General features: G+C 52.0%; 11 protein-coding genes. 9 read left to right on the top strand and 2 right to left on the bottom strand.

The window, feature by feature from the left end; all coding sequences use genetic code 11:
- The first annotated feature begins 261 nt into the window (after positions 1-261).
- The 8 genes from BXP70_RS05895 (at position 262) to prfB (ending at position 9,025) form a co-directional block, all read left to right on the top strand.
- Entirely contained in the window at positions 262-849 is a 588-nt protein-coding gene (locus tag BXP70_RS05895) for an NUDIX domain-containing protein (protein ID WP_086593088.1), read from the top strand.
- Positions 850-953: 104 nt separating this feature from the next.
- The gene (locus tag BXP70_RS05890; protein ID WP_179197603.1) at positions 954-1,820 is read left to right on the top strand and encodes a lysophospholipid acyltransferase family protein; all 867 of its coding nucleotides are present in this window, start codon (positions 954-956) and stop codon (positions 1,818-1,820) included.
- 18 nt (positions 1,821-1,838) lie between these two features.
- A complete protein-coding gene (gene gatC, locus BXP70_RS05885; RefSeq protein ID WP_086593086.1) occupies positions 1,839-2,126 on the top strand; it encodes an Asp-tRNA(Asn)/Glu-tRNA(Gln) amidotransferase subunit GatC in 288 nt (95 codons plus the stop codon).
- Positions 2,127-2,129: 3 nt separating this feature from the next.
- On the top strand, positions 2,130-5,195 hold the full coding sequence (locus BXP70_RS05880; RefSeq protein ID WP_086593085.1) for a tetratricopeptide repeat protein: 3,066 nt from the start codon (positions 2,130-2,132) through the stop codon (positions 5,193-5,195).
- 8 nt (positions 5,196-5,203) lie between these two features.
- On the top strand, positions 5,204-5,929 hold the full coding sequence (locus BXP70_RS05875; protein ID WP_086593084.1) for an ABC transporter ATP-binding protein: 726 nt from the start codon (positions 5,204-5,206) through the stop codon (positions 5,927-5,929).
- A gap of 92 nt (positions 5,930-6,021) precedes the next feature.
- Positions 6,022-6,570, top strand: a complete 549-nt coding sequence (locus BXP70_RS05870; RefSeq protein ID WP_086593083.1) for a cob(I)yrinic acid a,c-diamide adenosyltransferase — start codon at positions 6,022-6,024, stop codon at positions 6,568-6,570.
- Between the two features lie 75 nt (positions 6,571-6,645).
- Positions 6,646-7,710: a branched-chain amino acid aminotransferase gene (locus tag BXP70_RS05865; protein WP_086593082.1), complete on the top strand. Its 1,065-nt coding sequence runs from the start codon at positions 6,646-6,648 to the stop codon at positions 7,708-7,710.
- A 237-nt stretch (positions 7,711-7,947) separates the two neighbouring features.
- Positions 7,948-9,025 (top strand): peptide chain release factor 2 gene (prfB, locus tag BXP70_RS05860; protein WP_179197602.1). Its coding sequence is split into 2 segments (ribosomal slippage): positions 7,948-7,998 and positions 8,000-9,025, totalling 1,077 coding nucleotides; the frame shifts between segments, so codons are not numbered across the junction.
- An 82-nt stretch (positions 9,026-9,107) separates the two neighbouring features.
- Here the strand turns inward: prfB and BXP70_RS05855 are convergent.
- Both BXP70_RS05855 and BXP70_RS05850 read right to left on the bottom strand, forming a co-directional pair.
- A complete protein-coding gene (locus tag BXP70_RS05855) occupies positions 9,108-10,520 on the bottom strand; it encodes a RagB/SusD family nutrient uptake outer membrane protein (protein ID WP_086593081.1) in 1,413 nt (470 codons plus the stop codon).
- Between the two features lie 21 nt (positions 10,521-10,541).
- Positions 10,542-13,580, bottom strand: a complete 3,039-nt coding sequence (locus BXP70_RS05850; RefSeq protein WP_086593080.1) for a SusC/RagA family TonB-linked outer membrane protein — start codon at positions 13,578-13,580, stop codon at positions 10,542-10,544.
- Between the two features lie 356 nt (positions 13,581-13,936).
- Here BXP70_RS05850 and BXP70_RS05845 point away from each other — a divergent pair, with 356 nt between their 5' ends.
- On the top strand, positions 13,937-17,113 hold the full coding sequence (locus BXP70_RS05845; protein WP_086593079.1) for a SusC/RagA family TonB-linked outer membrane protein: 3,177 nt from the start codon (positions 13,937-13,939) through the stop codon (positions 17,111-17,113).
- Positions 17,114-17,117: the final 4 nt, after the last annotated feature.

The raw sequence follows: 17,117 nt of genomic DNA, 5'->3' as shown, positions 1-17,117 counted from the left end.
AACGCTCCTTCGGCGAGTTTTATCCACTCTTCCTTTGCCGAATTTTGCTACGCAGATAGGACCTTCCTTTCCATAAATCCTACCCGCGCTGAATAATTTTCCGTTGCAAAAGTATTGGAAGCTATTTTCTTAGACTACATATTTTGGCCCAACGCCTGCTTCTACTCGTCCAATGCTTGCCCCTAGCCGATAGGCCTTTCTAATATTAGGAAAAATTTCTCAATATAGGAAATACTATATTCATTTTCTTCCCAAATTCTAATGAACGCATCTGCTTCTCCGGACTTCGACGAAACACACAACCCTTGGCAAGTGCTTGATACAGAGCCGAAATATCAAAACCCGTGGATCAGCGTGCGGGAAGACCAGGTTATAAACCCAGCTGGTGGGCGCGGCATTTATGGGGTAGTCAGCATGAAGAATAAAGCCATTGGCATTATTCCCATCGATGCGGAAGGCAACACATGGCTCGTGGGGCAATACCGCTATCCGCTGAACGAATACTCTTGGGAAATTCCGATGGGTGGCGGACCGGTCGAGCTCGACATACTGGACTCGGCTAAGCGGGAGCTGCGGGAGGAAACTGGTTTTAGCGCTCAGCGCTGGACCAACATTGCAAGACTTCACACTTCCAATTCGGTCACAGACGAAGAAGGCTTCGTGTTTTTGGCGGAAGACCTCATTCCTGGCGAAGTAGCACCCGAAGAAACCGAAGACTTACGCTTGTGGAAGCTACCCTTTGCAGAAGCTGTGCAGATGGCCCTAGACAACCGCATCACTGACGCTATTAGCGTAGCGGGCTTGCTGAAAGCAGACAAAATCTTGGCAACCAGAGCTAACCTCGCATGAGTAATTAAGTGAGTAACTGAATGTTCCCGCACCTAGGTCTAGTGAATATTCTTACTTACTCGCTCCACTACTCACGCGAAGTTGCTCTTTCTTACCTTTGTAGCATGCGACGGTTGTTACGTTTCATTGGTCATCGGCTGTACACTACCTGGAGCACCTTCTGGTTTGTGCTGCCCTTTTTTGTTACGTACCCTTTACAGCTTATCCTAGCACGGCAGCCCCGTTGGCATCGCCATCTGCACACAATCAACCGAATTTGGTCGACTAGTGCCGTTTGGATGTGGGGTATGCCGGTGACAGTAGTGCACAAAAAGCCTTTGCCTGACAACCAGCCGTGCGTGTACGTATCCAACCATAGCTCCTACATCGATATCCCGGTGCTTTTCAAAGTGCTGCCGGGCTTCCTCAACATCGTGGGCAAAAGCTCCCTGGCTAAGACGCCATTGTGGGGTCCCATTTTTGGAAAAACGTACATCACCGTGAACCGGGAAAGCGCCGTTAGCCGGGGTCGTTCGATGGTGCAGGCGCGTAAGAGCTTAGAAGAGGGGCGTTCGGTTATTCTTTTCCCAGAGGGCACCATCTCAAAAAAGCCAGCGGAGGAAATGGCGCCTTTTAAGGATGGCGCCTTTCAGCTAGCTATTGCCGCCGGAGTGCCCATTGTGCCCATTACTATGCCGCTGAATCATCGCTTTATGCCCGACGTTGGTGGTATCCGGGTGCGCTACACGCCACTACGCGTCGTGGTTCATGAGCCTATTCCTACGCAGGGCCTTACCCAAGCCGATGCAGAAGAGCTAAAAAACCGGGTATTTGCTATCATTGCTAGCGAATTTATTCCCGAAGCGGCAGGCTTGCCGGAGCCTACGCCGTATTACCGACCTAAGCAGAAAGAAAAAGCTGCGGCTTTGCCCACTGGCGAAGAAGCCAGCCAAGACAATCGCAAGTCTACCTTGCACGTTCCTAACTCGTAACTACTAATTTTTATTCCTTTGAGTACCGACCTAGCTACCCTACGCAAACTTGCCCACTTGTCCCGCCTGGAACTCGATGAAACCAAAGAGCAGAAGATGCTTGGCGAGCTGAACAAGATTCTGAATTGGGTGGAGCAGCTCCGTGAGCTCGATACTACCAACGTCGAGCCGCTGGTGCACTTATCACACGAAATCAACGTGCTGCGCCCCGACGAAGCGAGAAACACCGTGAGCCACCAGGAAGGCCTGCGCAACGCGCCACGCAAAGACTCTGATTACTTCCGCGTACCTAAAGTATTGGATTAGCCGTTGGCGCTTCCGACTCCCTCCCCCGTCGACTACACGGTACGTCGACGCAGCCCTTGGCTACTGCTGCTAGGCTTGATAGCTAGCATCGCACTGGCCTTAGCTTGTTACTACTATTTCACCGGCGACGACCATACGTTCCCCGTTGAGCCAGTGGCGCAACTCACGCCGGTTCCGACCACCCTTTCGCCCGTACGCGTCGGCTTGGCTGAGTTACCGGTCCGGGTCAACGGCTATCTGGTCACGCAGACGTATGATGTAGCCGGCCCCTATGTGCAGCCCGTGGCAGCAGGCATCCTGCTTAGTCTGCTGGCTATCTGTTTGGTATACTACCTAGCTGTAGTAAGCACGCTTGCCCGCACGCCCTTTGTCGTAGCCATGGGCTTGCTCATCTTTCTGCTGATGTCGCTCAACGCTGACTCACTCGGCGTTTTCGATACGAGCAAACAGTATTTCCTCATCGCTACACTACTAGCATTGGGGCTGCCAGCCTATGCATTTCACGCATTTTGGCCGCAAGCTTCTTTCCGGCTGCGTTTAGTAACCTTTGCAACGCTTGTAGTTGCTATCAGCGCCTTGCTTTTGTGGCGCAGCGAATATTCGGCGTCCTTTGTAGCGTTGCACCTAGCAAGCTATTTCACCGCCGGAGGAGCCGCCGTTGTGGGCCTACTCACGCTGTGGGTGTGCTTCGAGAATATCTACGGCTTGTTGTGGTTTAATACGCAAGCAGAAAACCCTAACAGCCGATTCGGTCTGTGGCCCTTCTTGCTGGCCAGCGGACTGTATCTAGGCATCCTGCTGTTTTATTATCTCAACGAAGGCGAAGTACTCCTGCTTGCCGGGCTGCGGCTCGACCCTTTGGTATTGCTTCTGCCCGCTGTTGTGGTAGGCTGGCTTGGTTTGCACCGCCGCGCCGCTACTTACAACGATTGGCTGCCTTACTGGCCCGTCGCATCGCACCTCTACCTCGTTTTGGTGGCGTTGGCAGCGGGCGCGCTAGGATATGCTCTTGCCACCGCCAATGATCCGCTGCTAGCAGCTGCCCGCGATTTTGTGGGGCTAGCTTTTCTCACGGGCGGCGTAGGCTTTTTGATCTACGTTCTGCTCAACTTCACCCCACTTATCAAGCAGCGTCTGCGGGTGTATCGGGTTGTGTACGAACCACGACGCGTACCGTTCTATGCCGTTTACGTGTTTGGGCTCGGGGCACTGATTGCCGTAGAGGTGCGCAACAATTTCTTCGTGCTCGATCAGGTACAAGCTGGCTATTACAATAACATTGGTGACCTAACCCGCCTCCAAAGCGAGCTACAACCGCAGACAGATGCCCTAGCTCTCCTAGCCGAGCGCTACTACGCCGAAAGCGATGTGCTTGACCGCTATAATCGCAAAGCTAGCTTTGGCCGGGCGGCACTCTACCGCTTTCGAGCGCAGCGCCAAAACGAAATCAATGCCTTGCGGCGCGCTCTTAGCCGCCGGCCTTCCGAGAAAGTATCGTTACGTTTAGCAGCGCTGTACACCGATCAGCGCGACTTCTTTGATCGGCTGCAAGTGTTGCGTGAAGGGTTGAAAGCACACCCGGGCAGCGCCTTCATCGCCAGCGACCTAGCTCAGCTCTACACACGCTCTACACTCACCGATTCGGTCGTGACTTACCAAGCGCGAGCTGCCGCCTTAGCGCCTAACAATGCCGTGTTGCGGGCAAACAAGCTAGCTTTTCTCATGCAGCACCAGCAATGGAAAGCCGCGCAGGAATTGGTGGCGGCCCAGCCTACTGCGGATGACGCTGTTGCGCTACAAGTCAATGAATTGTTATTAGCACAACTCACCCGTAAATCGACGCCAAAGGTACCGGCTTCATCACCTGAACAAGACTTAGCGCCGGCTACCTTTGCCAAGGTTTACCACCTAGCGCTAAATAGCATTGGCCGTCGCGATACGAGTTTGCTTTCCACCCTAGGGCAATTGGCACAACGGCCCGGCAACACGGCCTACTTCGAGCAGCTTACCTTTTTACGAGCCTTGCTCCAACACTATGGCGGCCACGCTGTAGCGGCCCAAAACACGCTGTTGCCGCTTACCGGAGGAAATAGCCCGGAAGCCGCCTATTACCATAATGTATGGGGCATGTGGCTGCTCGACCAGCAGCTTTACAGCTCCGCTGCCGCACGCTTAGCCGTAGCGGAACAAGGTGGTTACGCAGAAGCCGCTCTTCCCCGCGCTTATGCGTTTGCCCTTAATGGGCAGCTTGATTCTGCGCGCGCTTCGGTGCAGCGGGTTAGTCAGGCGAAAGACCCACTCATCACCCGGCCACTTCGTGCGTTGCAGCAAGCATTGGCCACTGATTTCAACCGCGACTACCGGCTAGCGTCCGATTCTGTGCGGGCGCAATACTTGGTGGTTCGAGGTGCAGCTTTGTATCCGGAAAGCTTAATCATTCAGGCAGCTGCGTTGCGCAACCCAACCGCGCGGCAAGCCGCGTTGCTCGCGCAAGTACCACGTGCCATCCAGGTCGGGCAGCTACCAGAGGCCCGCGAGGCTATTCAGCGGTACGCGCCGCCTGTTACCGACAAAACCCAGGCTGCTTCCAACTGGAACGTAGTACGGGGCCAACTGTACAGCCAAGAGAAAAACCTAGCTGAGTTGCAGCAACTGGTACAGGCCGCTTATTTCGCCATTCCAGATCAGGCGTACCGGTGGTATTACCAAGCCGAGCTAGCGCAACTGCAGCGCCAACCGGCCAAGGCAGCCCGCTTATACGCGCAAATCGGCCGCGAAGCCCCGTATCTGGAACCAGCCGTGCTAGCGGCAGCGACCTTCTATACGTCCCAGCGGAACTTCACCGCGACATACAATTTACTTCAACAAGCACTACTAGCTAATCCTCAGTCTGTAGCGTTGCTAAAAGCCTACACAATGGCGACCATTCCAGCCGGCTTAGGTGACTACGCAGCAGCGCCATTAGAGGAGCTACGCACGTTGCTTTCCCCTGCAGAATACGCTACCTTTCGCCAGCAGTTTGAGGCGCGCCATGCCGCGCAGCTTACCGAAACTGCTCCCTGGAAATAGCTCTGGCCATGCAGCAACCTGTTATCGAAACTACCGGCATCTCGAAGGTTTACCAAATGGGAACCGAAACCATCCAAGCGCTGCGTTCGGTCACCATCAGCATCCAACGTGGCGAGTACGTGGCCTTCATGGGTCCGTCGGGGTCGGGTAAGTCGACGCTAATGAACATTGTGGGCTGCCTAGATACGCCTACCGCCGGACAGTACGTATTGAGTGGGCAAGATGTAAGCCGCATGTCGGATAATCAGCTGGCCGAGGTTCGGAACAAGGAAATCGGCTTTGTTTTTCAGACGTTCAACCTGCTGCCTCGTGCTACTTCGCTCGACAACGTAGCGTTGCCCCTTATTTACGCGGGCTATGGCAAAAGTGAGCGGGAAGCTATTGCCATGGAATCGCTGCGTAGTGTGGGCTTGGCTGAGCGCGCCAAGCACCGCCCCAATGAGCTGTCGGGCGGACAGCGGCAGCGTGTTGCCATTGCCCGTGCCCTAGTCAACAACCCTAGCATCATCCTCGCCGACGAACCAACTGGTAACCTCGATACCAAAACTAGCTATGAGATTATGGATTTGTTTGAGGCCTTATACGCCAAAGGCAACACCATCATCATGGTGACCCACGAAGAAGATATTGCGCGCTACTCGCACCGCATCGTGCGCCTGCGCGACGGGTTGGTAGAGTCAGACATGGTGAACACGGATATCGCCACGCACGGCCATTTAGCAACCACCTCCTAGGCATTTAACGATTATCCATTAACCTTTAACAATCACAGCAGTACTATCGATGGTGATTGTTGGATGGTAGATGTTAATTGATAAATGAGAAGATGAAAATTTACACCAAAACCGGCGACCAAGGACTGACGTCTCTGATCGGTGGTACGCGGGTGCCGAAATCGGACTTGCGTATAGATTGCTACGGCACCGTAGATGAGCTTAACTCCTACATTGGTCTGCTCCGCGACCAGGATGTAAATGCGCCGCGCCGTGGCTTGCTCAAAGAGATTCAGGACCGCCTGTTCACAATCGGCTCTTCGCTGGCTTCTGATCCGGAGAAATCCCGGATGAAAATCCCTGACTTACACGCCGAAGACGTAACGCTGCTGGAACAGGAGATGGATGCTATGAACGAACACTTGCCGGAGTTGCGCATGTTCGTGCTGCCGGGCGGCCATCCTTCCGTTTCCTTTGCGCACGTAGCGCGCTGCGTATGCCGCCGGGCCGAGCGGCTGGTCATCGGCCTGCAAGAAGCCTCATTTGTAGCCGAGCTAGTGGTTGTTTACCTAAACCGCTTGTCTGACTACCTGTTTGTACTTAGCCGCCAAATGGCGCACGATTTGGGCGCGGAAGAAGTTACTTGGAAACCACGCCTGTAATTAGGCAACGCTTACCTAGGTTCCTAACTTACGGTCCTCTTCCGCTTACCCAGCCTCATTTCACGATTCACTGTTATGCTTGACACCCTAGCCATCCCGACCCAGACGACGACCGCTTCGCGGCTCGCCGAGTTAGATACCAATAACTTGGAGTTTGGTAAACACTTCTCTGACCACATGTTTGTGGTTGATTACAAAAACGGCGAATGGCAAAATCCCCAGATTCTGCCTTACGGCGACTTCACCGTTAGCCCCGCCAACTCTGCTCTACATTACGGTCAGGCTATTTTCGAAGGGCTAAAAGCATACAAAAACGAGCAAGGCGACATCACCCTTTTCCGCCCCTACGATAACATTGCGCGCATGAACGCTTCAGCCGACCGGATGTGCATGCCGGCCGTGCCAGAGGAGCTATTTATTCAGGGCCTAAAGCAACTCGTGCGCTTGGATGCCGCATGGGTACCGAACGCCCCGAACACGTCTTTGTACATTCGGCCTTTCATGTTTGCCACCGATGGCATGCTCGGCGTGCGGCCTTCCGATACGTACCGCTTCGCCATCATTACCTGCCCGGTTGGTGCTTTCTTTGGCAAGCCACTGCGCGTACGTTTTGAAGAGAAATATGTGCGCTCGGCAGAAGGCGGCGCTGGCTACGCAAAGAACGCCGGCAACTACGGCGCGGCCCTCTACCCTACCAAGCTAGCCCAAGATGCTGGCTACCATCAGCTGCTCTGGACGGATGCTTCTCAGCACCGCTTCATTGAAGAGTCGGGCACGATGAACGTAGCGTTCATCTTGGACGGTAAGCTCGTTACGCCAGCGCTTAGCACCTCCATCCTGGATGGCATCACCCGGCGCAGCGTGCTGCAACTCGCTCGCGACTGGGGCATGCCCGTTGAAGAGCGGAAAGTGGCAGCGGCCGAAGTGCTGGAAGCCCTCCAGAACGGTACACTGGCCGAGGCTTTCGGTATTGGTACGGCCGTTACGATTTCGCCCATCACCGTCATTGGGCACCAAGACCAGGATTACTCGCTGCCAGAATTGAAGCCCGATTCTTTCGCTCAGCGTGTGTTGCAAGCTCTCAACGATATCCGCCTGGGTGTTGCGCCGGATGCTCACAATTGGGTGGTATCCGTTTAAGAAGCTTGTTGAAGTTCTGACTTAGTCCTTCTCATTACAGCAGCCAACCCTAGGGTTGGCTGTTCTTTTTGGCGTGGAGCAACTGGCTATTAAGCGGACTAATAACCTAGCTCCATCTGCTTTTTCACGTAAACAGTACGGTAAGATCTAGTTGTCTTCGGCGGAATCTCTCGCTTTTACGATTTCCGTCCCGACCTTTACCACTTACCTATTTAACATCCACATTTAATATTCCCCATGACGCAAGATCAGGTGAAGGAATTGAAGGGCCGCGCTGAGGCTCTGAGGAGGTATCTTTGACTACGATAATCGAAAAGAGCAGATCATAGAAGTTGAAAAGCAAACCACGGCCCCCGACTTTTGGGATGATTCCAAAAGGGCTGAGGAAGTGCTCAAGGAAATCAAATCCATCAAGGTCTGGACGGACGACTACGAAGCCGTAGAAAAGACGGTCGGCGACGTGGAAGTGCTCTACGACTTTTACCGCGAAGGTGACGTTGGCGAGCAAGAAATGCAGCAAGAGTTTGCTACGGCGCAAAAGGCCGTCGAGCAGCTCGAGTTCAAACGCATGCTTTCGGATGAGGAAGATCAGCTTTCTGCCATCATCGATATCAACCCCGGCGCTGGCGGCACAGAAAGCCAGGACTGGGCCGAGATGCTCATGCGCATGTACATCATGTGGGGCGAGAAGCATGGCTTTGCGGTGAAGCAAGTCAGCTACCAGCCTGGCGAGGGTGCCGGTATCAAGTCAGCCTCCTTGGAAATTGACGGCGACTTCGCATATGGTTACCTGAAAAGTGAAATCGGAGTGCACCGCCTCGTGCGCATCTCCCCCTTCGATTCCAGCGGCCGGCGTCATACCTCGTTCGCCTCGGTGTTTGCGTATCCGGTGGTTGATGATACCATTAACATCCAAATCAATCCTGCTGATATCTCGTGGGACACCTTTCGTTCGGGCGGCGCAGGTGGCCAGAACGTGAACAAGGTAGAAACCGCCGTACGTCTTAAGCATGCTCCTTCCGGTATCGTTATCGAGTGTCAAATTGAGCGGAGCCAGCTCATGAACAAGGAGCACGCACTACGGATGTTGAAATCGCGCCTCTACCAGCTAGAGCTAGACAAGCGCAATGCGGAGCGCGACAAGGTAGAAGCCGGCAAGAAACGCATTGACTTCGGCTCGCAGATCCGCAACTATGTGCTGCACCCCTATAAGCTCATCAAAGACCTACGTACTGGTATTGAGCGCACCGACGTGCAAAATGTGCTGGACGGTGACTTAGACGAATACATTAAGGGCTTTCTGATGGAAAGCTAGGTACCTTTCATCATTTACTTACCACAAAAAAGCCCCTTACTGTGCAGCAAGGGGCCTTTTTTGTGGTGGTAATTACGCCAGCTTACGGATTGGCAATGTCCCACTGCTTCTCAGCAGCAGGGCGCTCTAAGCGGTCAAACAGTTTAAAGGGAGGTGCTGTGTAGGCCAACGTCTGGTTAGGAGCCGGATTTGGATTAAGCCGGTTTAAGCGTCTTAGGTCCACCAAACGGTGCCCCTCGTAGAACAGCGAGTAGCGCCGTTGCCGCAAAATTTCGTCGATATAGCTGGTCGTACCAGAGAATGAAGCAGCCGTACGTGCGGCTAGTCCTCCCGCCCGCGTCCGGATAGCATTGATGTCAGCTAGGGCCCCCGTCAAGTCGTTCGTGCCCACGCGCGCTTCAGCAGCAATTAAGATCAGCTCTTCGTTGCGGATGATGTCGAGAGGAGCATTCTGTGACGTGAACAAACGAGACTCATACGTCCCAGTAATACCACCTAGGGTTCGAGGCGTAGTACGCAGCCCCACTTTGGCTAAGCGCAGATCACCGGCTTCCGCTTCCGTTACAAAGTTGTCGGGCACGGCGGCTAGGTTGGTTGGGTTGCCATCGGGCACTTGGTAGTAGGGGTTGCCCACATCACCGGCAGTGGCCGCATTGAAGGTAATCTTGGGACCTAGCGTTAGACTACCAGCGCGGTCGTAGAACGAAGCGTTAAGCGCAGCCAGTGCACCCGCATAGTCTTTTTGATAAAGAGCTACCCGAGCCGCCAAAGCCCGATTGAAGCGACGAAAAGTGGCAGGAGTGTTGAAGCCTGCGTATCCACTTGAGAGCGGGAAAGCAAAGGCGGCTCCTGCGCTAGCTAGGTCCTGATCCGCTTGATCAAGTTGCTGGCGAATGTTCGTCAAAGCCTCCTCTTGAGAAACGAACTTGCCGGGCTTTTGAATATTATCCAGATCGACCCGGATGCCGTTCTCGCCTTGCAAATTGAGGAGATGCAGCTTGCTCAGAGCTTCGTAGGTACGCGTGAAACCGGCAACACCACTCTTCTGCTCGGCATTCACAACGGCGCTGGCATCAGCTGAAGCCCGGAAAACGCGGGCAGCACGGCCGACTCGCGCAAAATCGGTGTATTGTCCGTTGTAATACGCTCCGTCATCCAGTACATCGATGGTGTTGTTACCACGACGGCCTTGGAGTTCCAAATACCAACGGCTTTCCGTCTGCGCCAGGATGACTACTTCCCGCCCTAGGGTGCCTACCACTTGGTTATAAGAGCTGTTGTTAGCATGACCCAGTCGGAGCGAAGCCTCTACTCCTACTGCGAGGGCATTGAGTTGCGCTTGGCTAGCATTCGCCAGTACACTCTCGATGCTGGCATTGTTGGGGTCCGTTACTTGGTCAATCTCGGTTAGGCTGCAGCTGCTCACGCCGAGTAGCGCAACCAGCATACCCGCCATCCATAAGGGGCGGGCGTTATGTTTGAATATAGTATACATGGAGAAGGCAACGAGTCAGGTTTAAAAATCGAAGTTCAGGTGGAAGAAGATGCGCCGTGTGTTTGGAAAACTACTCACGTCCACCTGAGCGAAATTGGATGTTGCTCCAAAGTTTGATACCTCCGGATCATAGCCTACATAGTCAGTCCAAGTCAGCAAGTTGTTGCCCGACACGCCAATCCGAATGTTGCGCACATAGTCTTTGAACAAGCTAGTTCGGATGCTCGCGGGCACCGAGTAGTAAATACTAGCTTCGCGCAAACGCACGTAGCCGCTGTTCTGAATGTACTCACGGGCGGACGAGCCCAGCCGCTGCTGGCCATTTACGACGCCGTCGCCATCACCATCGGCGCTCCAATCTTTGGTAGTGCCACCTTCATCCTGTAGCGAGCGGCTCAGGTTACTGGTGTACGAATCCTTGCGCCAGTGTAGCAAGAACGACACTTCAATATTCTTGAACACTGTGAAGTTGTTCAAAAACGTCATTTGGAACTTGGGCTGCGCATCTTGGTACCGAGTTAGGAAGCTTGGGTTATTGGGGTTATCGGTAGCACTAACGGGCGTACCATACCAGCGCGAAGGAGACTCACCCAGCTTAAATACGTTACGACCATACCCGTTGCCAAAACCTAGGCCCGTGTTGAAGGCAGGTACTACAATGCGGGTTACTTCCGAGCGGTTGAACCAGTACTGAGTAGTCGAAACCCACTGAAAGTTCTCGGAACGCACTGGTGTGACACCAAGTGACAATTCTATTCCACGGTTGCGTAGGTCACCTACCGGAAAAGCGCGAATAGAGGAAACACCTGTGCTAGGCGCCAGTATGAAGGAATTCACCAGGTCTTTTACCACTTTGTTGTAGTAAGTAGCTTCTAGTGTAAGACGAGTATCGAGGAAAGCTAGGTCCACACCTGTCTCAAATTCCGTGGCGCGCTCGGGGCCAATAGTTGAGTTGCCGACCAGCGTAGAAGGCAAGAAACCTACCCGTCCACCGGTGCTGGTATTAATTAGTGGCGAAAACGTACCATTGAAGAAGGCTGGCGCTCCTGTCTCCCCGTAAGCAGCCCGTAGCTTCACCAAGCTAACGGACGGCAGCTCGAAGAAACCAAACTTAGCTACGTTCACGGCCAAAGAAGCCTTCGGGAAAGCGTAGTACTTGTTAGGGTCGCCATTGCGGCTCGACTTGTCGAAGCGAATGCCTGCCGTGGCAATAATCTGGTCGCGGAAGTTAACTTCCTGCTGCGCTACGTGCCCTACATCCTGTTCCGATGACAGCTCCACTTCCTGCGTGACCAGCGAACTGCGGTTAGGCGTGAGCGGAGTACCCGGACCTAGGTTTTGCCCCTGGCTGTAGCTTAAGTTACGATCAAGACTGAGGCGAACAGAACCGATTTGCGACGTCAGGTTGACGTTCTCACCTAACCGCCAATCATAGACCAGGAAGGCTTGCAGGTTGGAGTTGAAGAACTGGTTTTTTACCACCCGCACGGCGCCGGGGTTAGCCAAGCTTCGCTGTGATTGTAAGTCGGCTGGCAAAGCCAACAGCGCGTTGCTGCTGGAGAAGTCAATCCCACCTTGTGTAGCTAAGCGCAACGAGGATCCTTCCTTGTCAATGATGCGCAAGGTCGCGTTGCCGGCTTGTACCGCCCGATTGGTTTTCTCTTCGTTCACCGACCGCGCTACAATAGCTAGGGGGTTGTCGCCACCATACGGGTTATCGGGATAGATACCGGCAGCATTAGGGTGCAGCTGCGCGTAGCTAGGCAAGTAGGGCAGCGTGTACGTTAAACTTACGCCGCGGTTATCATTACCCGTGAATCCACGTCGGTTCTCAGTGTTGAAATAGCTAGACGTTACGCCAATATCGATTCGCTTACCAATCTTCTGGTCGAGGTTGGCTCGAATTGAGTTACGAGAAAATCCCGTCCGATCTACAATACCTTCTTCGTTGGTGGTCGTACCAGATACGTAAAACTTGGTTTTATCTGTTCCCCCTGAAACGCTCACAGATGTATTCCGCAGGAAGGCCGTGTTGCCAAAAACCTCCTTCTCGTAATTATAGATCTGCCCGTTTGCTTGTGCCGCAGCTAGTAGCTGTTTCTGAGTGTTACGAGCAGCATCCACGGTTGCTATTTGTGCAGCGTCAGCATTAGCCGGGTAAGGACGTAGCAAATCGATCTTCTCCGGCGTGAAATCCTCTTTGCCAAGCAGGCGCCATGCTTTCGCAAAACCTAGGTCCTGACTCAGGCTCACCCGGGTTTGACCCGCCACGCCACGCTTCGTTTTGATGATAATTACCCCGGCATTAGCTCTAGTACCATAGATAGCCGCCGCGCTAGAGCCTTTTAGAACTTCAATGCTCTCAATATCATTTGGGTTTATGTCGGATATACGGTTCACCGGGTTGTCCTGCGTGCTACGCCCTGGAGTAGTGGAAGCCCCATTTGAGAAGGCCGTGGCAGCAGCACCATTTCCTACTTCAGCATTGACAGCGTACACCCCATCAATGATATAGAGCGGCTGCGTACCACCCGTAAGCGACGAAATGCCGCGCAGCTGAATAGCGACACCCCCACCAGGAGCCCCAGATGTCTGGGCAATGTTGGCACCTACTACCTTACCGTTCAGGGCAGCATCCACCGTTACCGGCCGCGTACTGCCTACCAGTTCCTTCGCAGAAATCGTTGTTACAGCATTAGCTAGGTTAGACCGTTTAATCGAAGTAGCTAGGCCTGTCACGACTACTTCATCCAACTGACGATTATCCGCTGCTAACGCAACATCCACTACTGTAGCATTGCCAATAGCACGTTCTACAGTGATAAAGCCAATGGAGCTAAAAGTGAGGGTGGTAGCAGAGGTGGGGGCGCTCAAGGAGTAGGTGCCTTCTGAGTTGGTGGAGGCTCCCACGGTGGTACCTTTTACGAGGACCGTCACCCCAGGTAAGCCCTGTCCAGTACTCCGATCCGTGACTCGACCAGCTATACTTCTATCTTGTGCTGCTGCTTGCCGTAGCAAGGTAAGAGTCAGCACAACAAACCAGAATAGAGTTCTTTTCATACAGTATTGAGTAAGATTGAGAAAGAGAATAGTGAGGAATGGTTGTGAAGATTTTTCAAGTTAGAGCAAAACTTCACAAACCCACTATCACCCTGTATTCCTGATACTACCTGACTATAAATTATCCCCTAAACGGGATTAATTATGACTATACAATATTTAATTGTCTTAAAAAAAGACAATTCATAACTCACAGGTTCTCAGTAGTAAAGTAAGTTTTTAATGAATTTTTAGGAGTAAAAAGAATGAAGCTGTGCATCCATTGTATAATTTAGGTGTATTCTGTGACATTTTTTCTACACTTTTTAACCTCTTATCTACACATCTTCAGCACTTTTCACCAAAACTCTTCACCAATGAAGCAAACTTTATTTTTGTTCTTATTATTCGTTACTAGCTTGTTGCAGCAAGCAGTAGCCCAAGACCGGACTATCTCCGGCCGGGTTACAGACCGTGGCACTGGGCAAGGCCTGCCCGGCGTAACGGTCCTCGTGAAAGGCACCACTGTAGGTGCTTCCACCAACTCGGAAGGCACCTACTCCTTGAGCGCACCAGCTTCGGCTACGACGCTAACCTTCACTTCTATTGGCTACCTGTCAATTGAACAACCTATTACTGGTTCTACTATAAATGTTACGCTTGCTAATGACACCAAGCAGCTTGGTGAAGTAGTCGTGACTGCCTTAGGACGTGAAGAGGAAAAACGCAGCTTAGGCTATGCTGTACAAGATCTTCAAGGCAACCAATTAACGCAAGCGCGTGAAACCAACGTGGTTAATTCCTTGGCTGGCCGGATAGCTGGTGTGCAAATTTCCAACAGCACTGGTGCAGCTGGTAGCTCTTCCAGAATTGTGATTCGGGGCTCTAAATCCATCTCAGGTAGCAATCAGCCATTGTTTGTTATTGATGGACAGCCAATCGATAACTCAAGCTTCTCCAATAGCTCCTCAGGTGGAGGTGTCGACTATGGTAACGCCGCGTCTGACATCAACCCAGATGATATTGAAAGCCTCACAGTACTCAAAGGCGCCAATGCTACCGCACTTTATGGTAGCCGCGGTGCTAACGGTGTAATTGTTATCACAACAAAATCTGGTCGCAAATCACGTGGGTTAGGCATTAGTATCAACAGCACAACTAGCTTTGAGTCACCTTTAAAGATACCTAATATCCAGGATCAATACGGCCAAGGTAGTAGTGGAGAGTTTTCCTACGTTGACGGCGCAGGTGGTGGAATTAATGACGGAACAGATGAAAGCTGGGGTCCGCGATTAGATGGTCGTTTATTGCCACAGTACAATTCGCCAGTAGTGAACGGCATTCGCCAAGCCACGCCTTGGGTAAGCCCAGGCAAACAGAATATACGTGACTTTTTTCAAACGGGCCATACACTTACCAACAACGTTGCTCTCTCAGGGGGTAATGAGAAAGCAGGTGTTCGGGTATCGTATACTAACTTAGATCAGCGTGGTATCTTGCCTAATACTTTCCTGCGACGGAATACCGTCAATGTAAATGGAGGCGTAGACATTACAAGTAAGCTCAAATTCAGCACCAACGTCAACTATTCCGAAACGCGTGGCCGTCGGCCTGGTCAGGGCTATGATGAGTTGAATGTAATGCAGCAGCTTTATACTTGGTTCGGTCGTCAAGTACGCGTACAGGACCTGAAGAGCTTATACAAGAGCACCAATAGCAACGCTAGCTGGAACTCCAATTACCATAATAATCCTTACTACGTTCTCTATCAGGCTACCAACGACGACTTAAGGGACCGTGTTATTGGTAATCTGACGTTGACATATGCCCTAACGGACTGGCTTACACTAACTGCCCGCACTACAAACGACATTTATAATCAGTTCAATCAGCGCAGAGTACCTAGCCAAACCATCAGCAATGATGTATATGACGATTACACGGAAGAAAAGATCCGTGTGCTAGAACGTAACACAGAATTTTTGGCTAATGCGAACAAGAACTTATCAGAGGATTTCAACCTTGATGTTTTGTTAGGAGCTAACCGTCGTGATAATCGCTTAAATCGCAGCCAGATTGCGGCACCCGAGTTGGCCGTACCCGGTCTATACTCCTTGGGTAATTCATCGACTCCGTTAGTAGTGAACAACAACTTTGACGCAAACGGTAATCAGAACAACAGCCCAGTACTTAATCCTGTCTCAAACCGGCGCATAAACAGCGTATACGGTTCTGCGCGTATTGGCTATAAGAACTTTGCCTTCTTAGGTGCTTCCGCTCGCAATGACTGGTCTTCCACACTTCCAGCTAATAACCGTTCGTTTTTCTACCCTTCTGTAGATGCCTCGGTCGTACTAACGGATGCTTTCGGTATTCAGGAATCTTTTCTATCGTTTGCCAAAATCCGCGGTGGATACGCCGAAGCTGGTAACGACACTGATCCGTATAGCTTGTTGAATATATATACTGGTGGTCAACCATTCGGTAGCTTGCCTACACAAACTGTCTATAACCAAAACTATAATCCGAATCTGAAGCCTGAGCGTACGCGCTCAGCAGAAGTAGGGGTAGAAGTTCGCTTCCTGCAGAACCGGATCGGTTTAGACCTCACCGGTTACAAGACCAACACCTACGATCAGATTCTGAACGTACTCACGTCGGCTACTACAGGTTACACAGCAAATCTGCTCAATGCTGGTCAGATTTCTAACCGTGGTATTGAAGCTGTGTTAACGGTTTCTCCACTTCCTGCTACTGCCGCTTTCCAGTGGAATCTTACGGCTAACTTTGCTGCTAACCGTAACCGTGTTGTTAAATTCGACGATGCTGGACAGATTCAAAACTACGTAATTGGACAGTCAGGCTTCGGTGTTAACATCGAAGCTCGTCGGGGCGAAAAGTATGGAGCTATTTTCGGCGATGCTTTCCTTCGTGTACAGGACGGTGAGTACAAAGGCCAGATCGTTTATGGTAGTGATGGTACCCCGCTCGTTGATCCTACTCGTCGTATTTTGGGTTATTATCCACCTAACTGGCTCGGGGGTCTTACAAACCAATTCTCCTACAAGGGCTTAAACTTTAGCTTCACAATTGACACTCGTCAGGGCGGCAACCTACAAAGCGAAACCAATATGTGGGGTGGTTATTCCGGTGCGCTTAAGGCCACATTAGCTGGACGCGAAGATGGTATTATCGGAGCGGGAGTGCAGCAAAATGCTGATGGTACGTACCGCCCAAATGATGTGCGCGCCACGGCCGAAAACTACTACCACGGTTACTATTACAATGCCCGCGAAAGTACCGTCTATGATGCTTCGTTCGTGAAGTTGCGCGAAGTACGCTTCGGCTACCAGCTTTCTAAGTCACTTGTGGAGCGAACTTTCTTCAAAGGCATTGGCTTATCTTTCGTTGGTCGTAATCTGTGGCTGATTAGTTCACATGCGCCAGGTATTGATCCTGAAACGTCTTTTAATAGCGGTAACACACAAGGCTTAGAATCGACGCAGATCCCGTCAGTTCGGAGTTATGGCTTCAATATTAACCTGACGTTGTAGTGCT

Source organism: Hymenobacter crusticola, from assembly GCF_002154225.1.
Classification (GTDB): Bacteria; Bacteroidota; Bacteroidia; order Cytophagales; family Hymenobacteraceae; genus Hymenobacter; species Hymenobacter crusticola.
Note: the sequence above shows the minus strand (reverse complement) of the source record. Positions and strands in the feature narration are given on the sequence as shown.

Bases quoted from the DNA above. Each gene is read 5' to 3' on its own strand.
- BXP70_RS05895 (WP_086593088.1), top strand. From the start codon at position 262: ATGAACGCATCTGCTTCTCCGGACTTCGACGAAACACACAACCCTTGG.
- BXP70_RS05890 (WP_179197603.1), top strand. From the start codon at position 954: ATGCGACGGTTGTTACGTTTCATTGGTCATCGGCTGTACACTACCTGG.
- BXP70_RS05875 (WP_086593084.1), top strand. From the start codon at position 5,204: ATGCAGCAACCTGTTATCGAAACTACCGGCATCTCGAAGGTTTACCAA.
- BXP70_RS05870 (WP_086593083.1), top strand. From the start codon at position 6,022: ATGAAAATTTACACCAAAACCGGCGACCAAGGACTGACGTCTCTGATC.
- BXP70_RS05865 (WP_086593082.1), top strand. From the start codon at position 6,646: ATGCTTGACACCCTAGCCATCCCGACCCAGACGACGACCGCTTCGCGG.
- BXP70_RS05855 (WP_086593081.1), bottom strand. From the start codon at position 10,520: ATGTATACTATATTCAAACATAACGCCCGCCCCTTATGGATGGCGGGT.
- BXP70_RS05850 (WP_086593080.1), bottom strand. From the start codon at position 13,580: ATGAAAAGAACTCTATTCTGGTTTGTTGTGCTGACTCTTACCTTGCTA.
- BXP70_RS05845 (WP_086593079.1), top strand. From the start codon at position 13,937: ATGAAGCAAACTTTATTTTTGTTCTTATTATTCGTTACTAGCTTGTTG.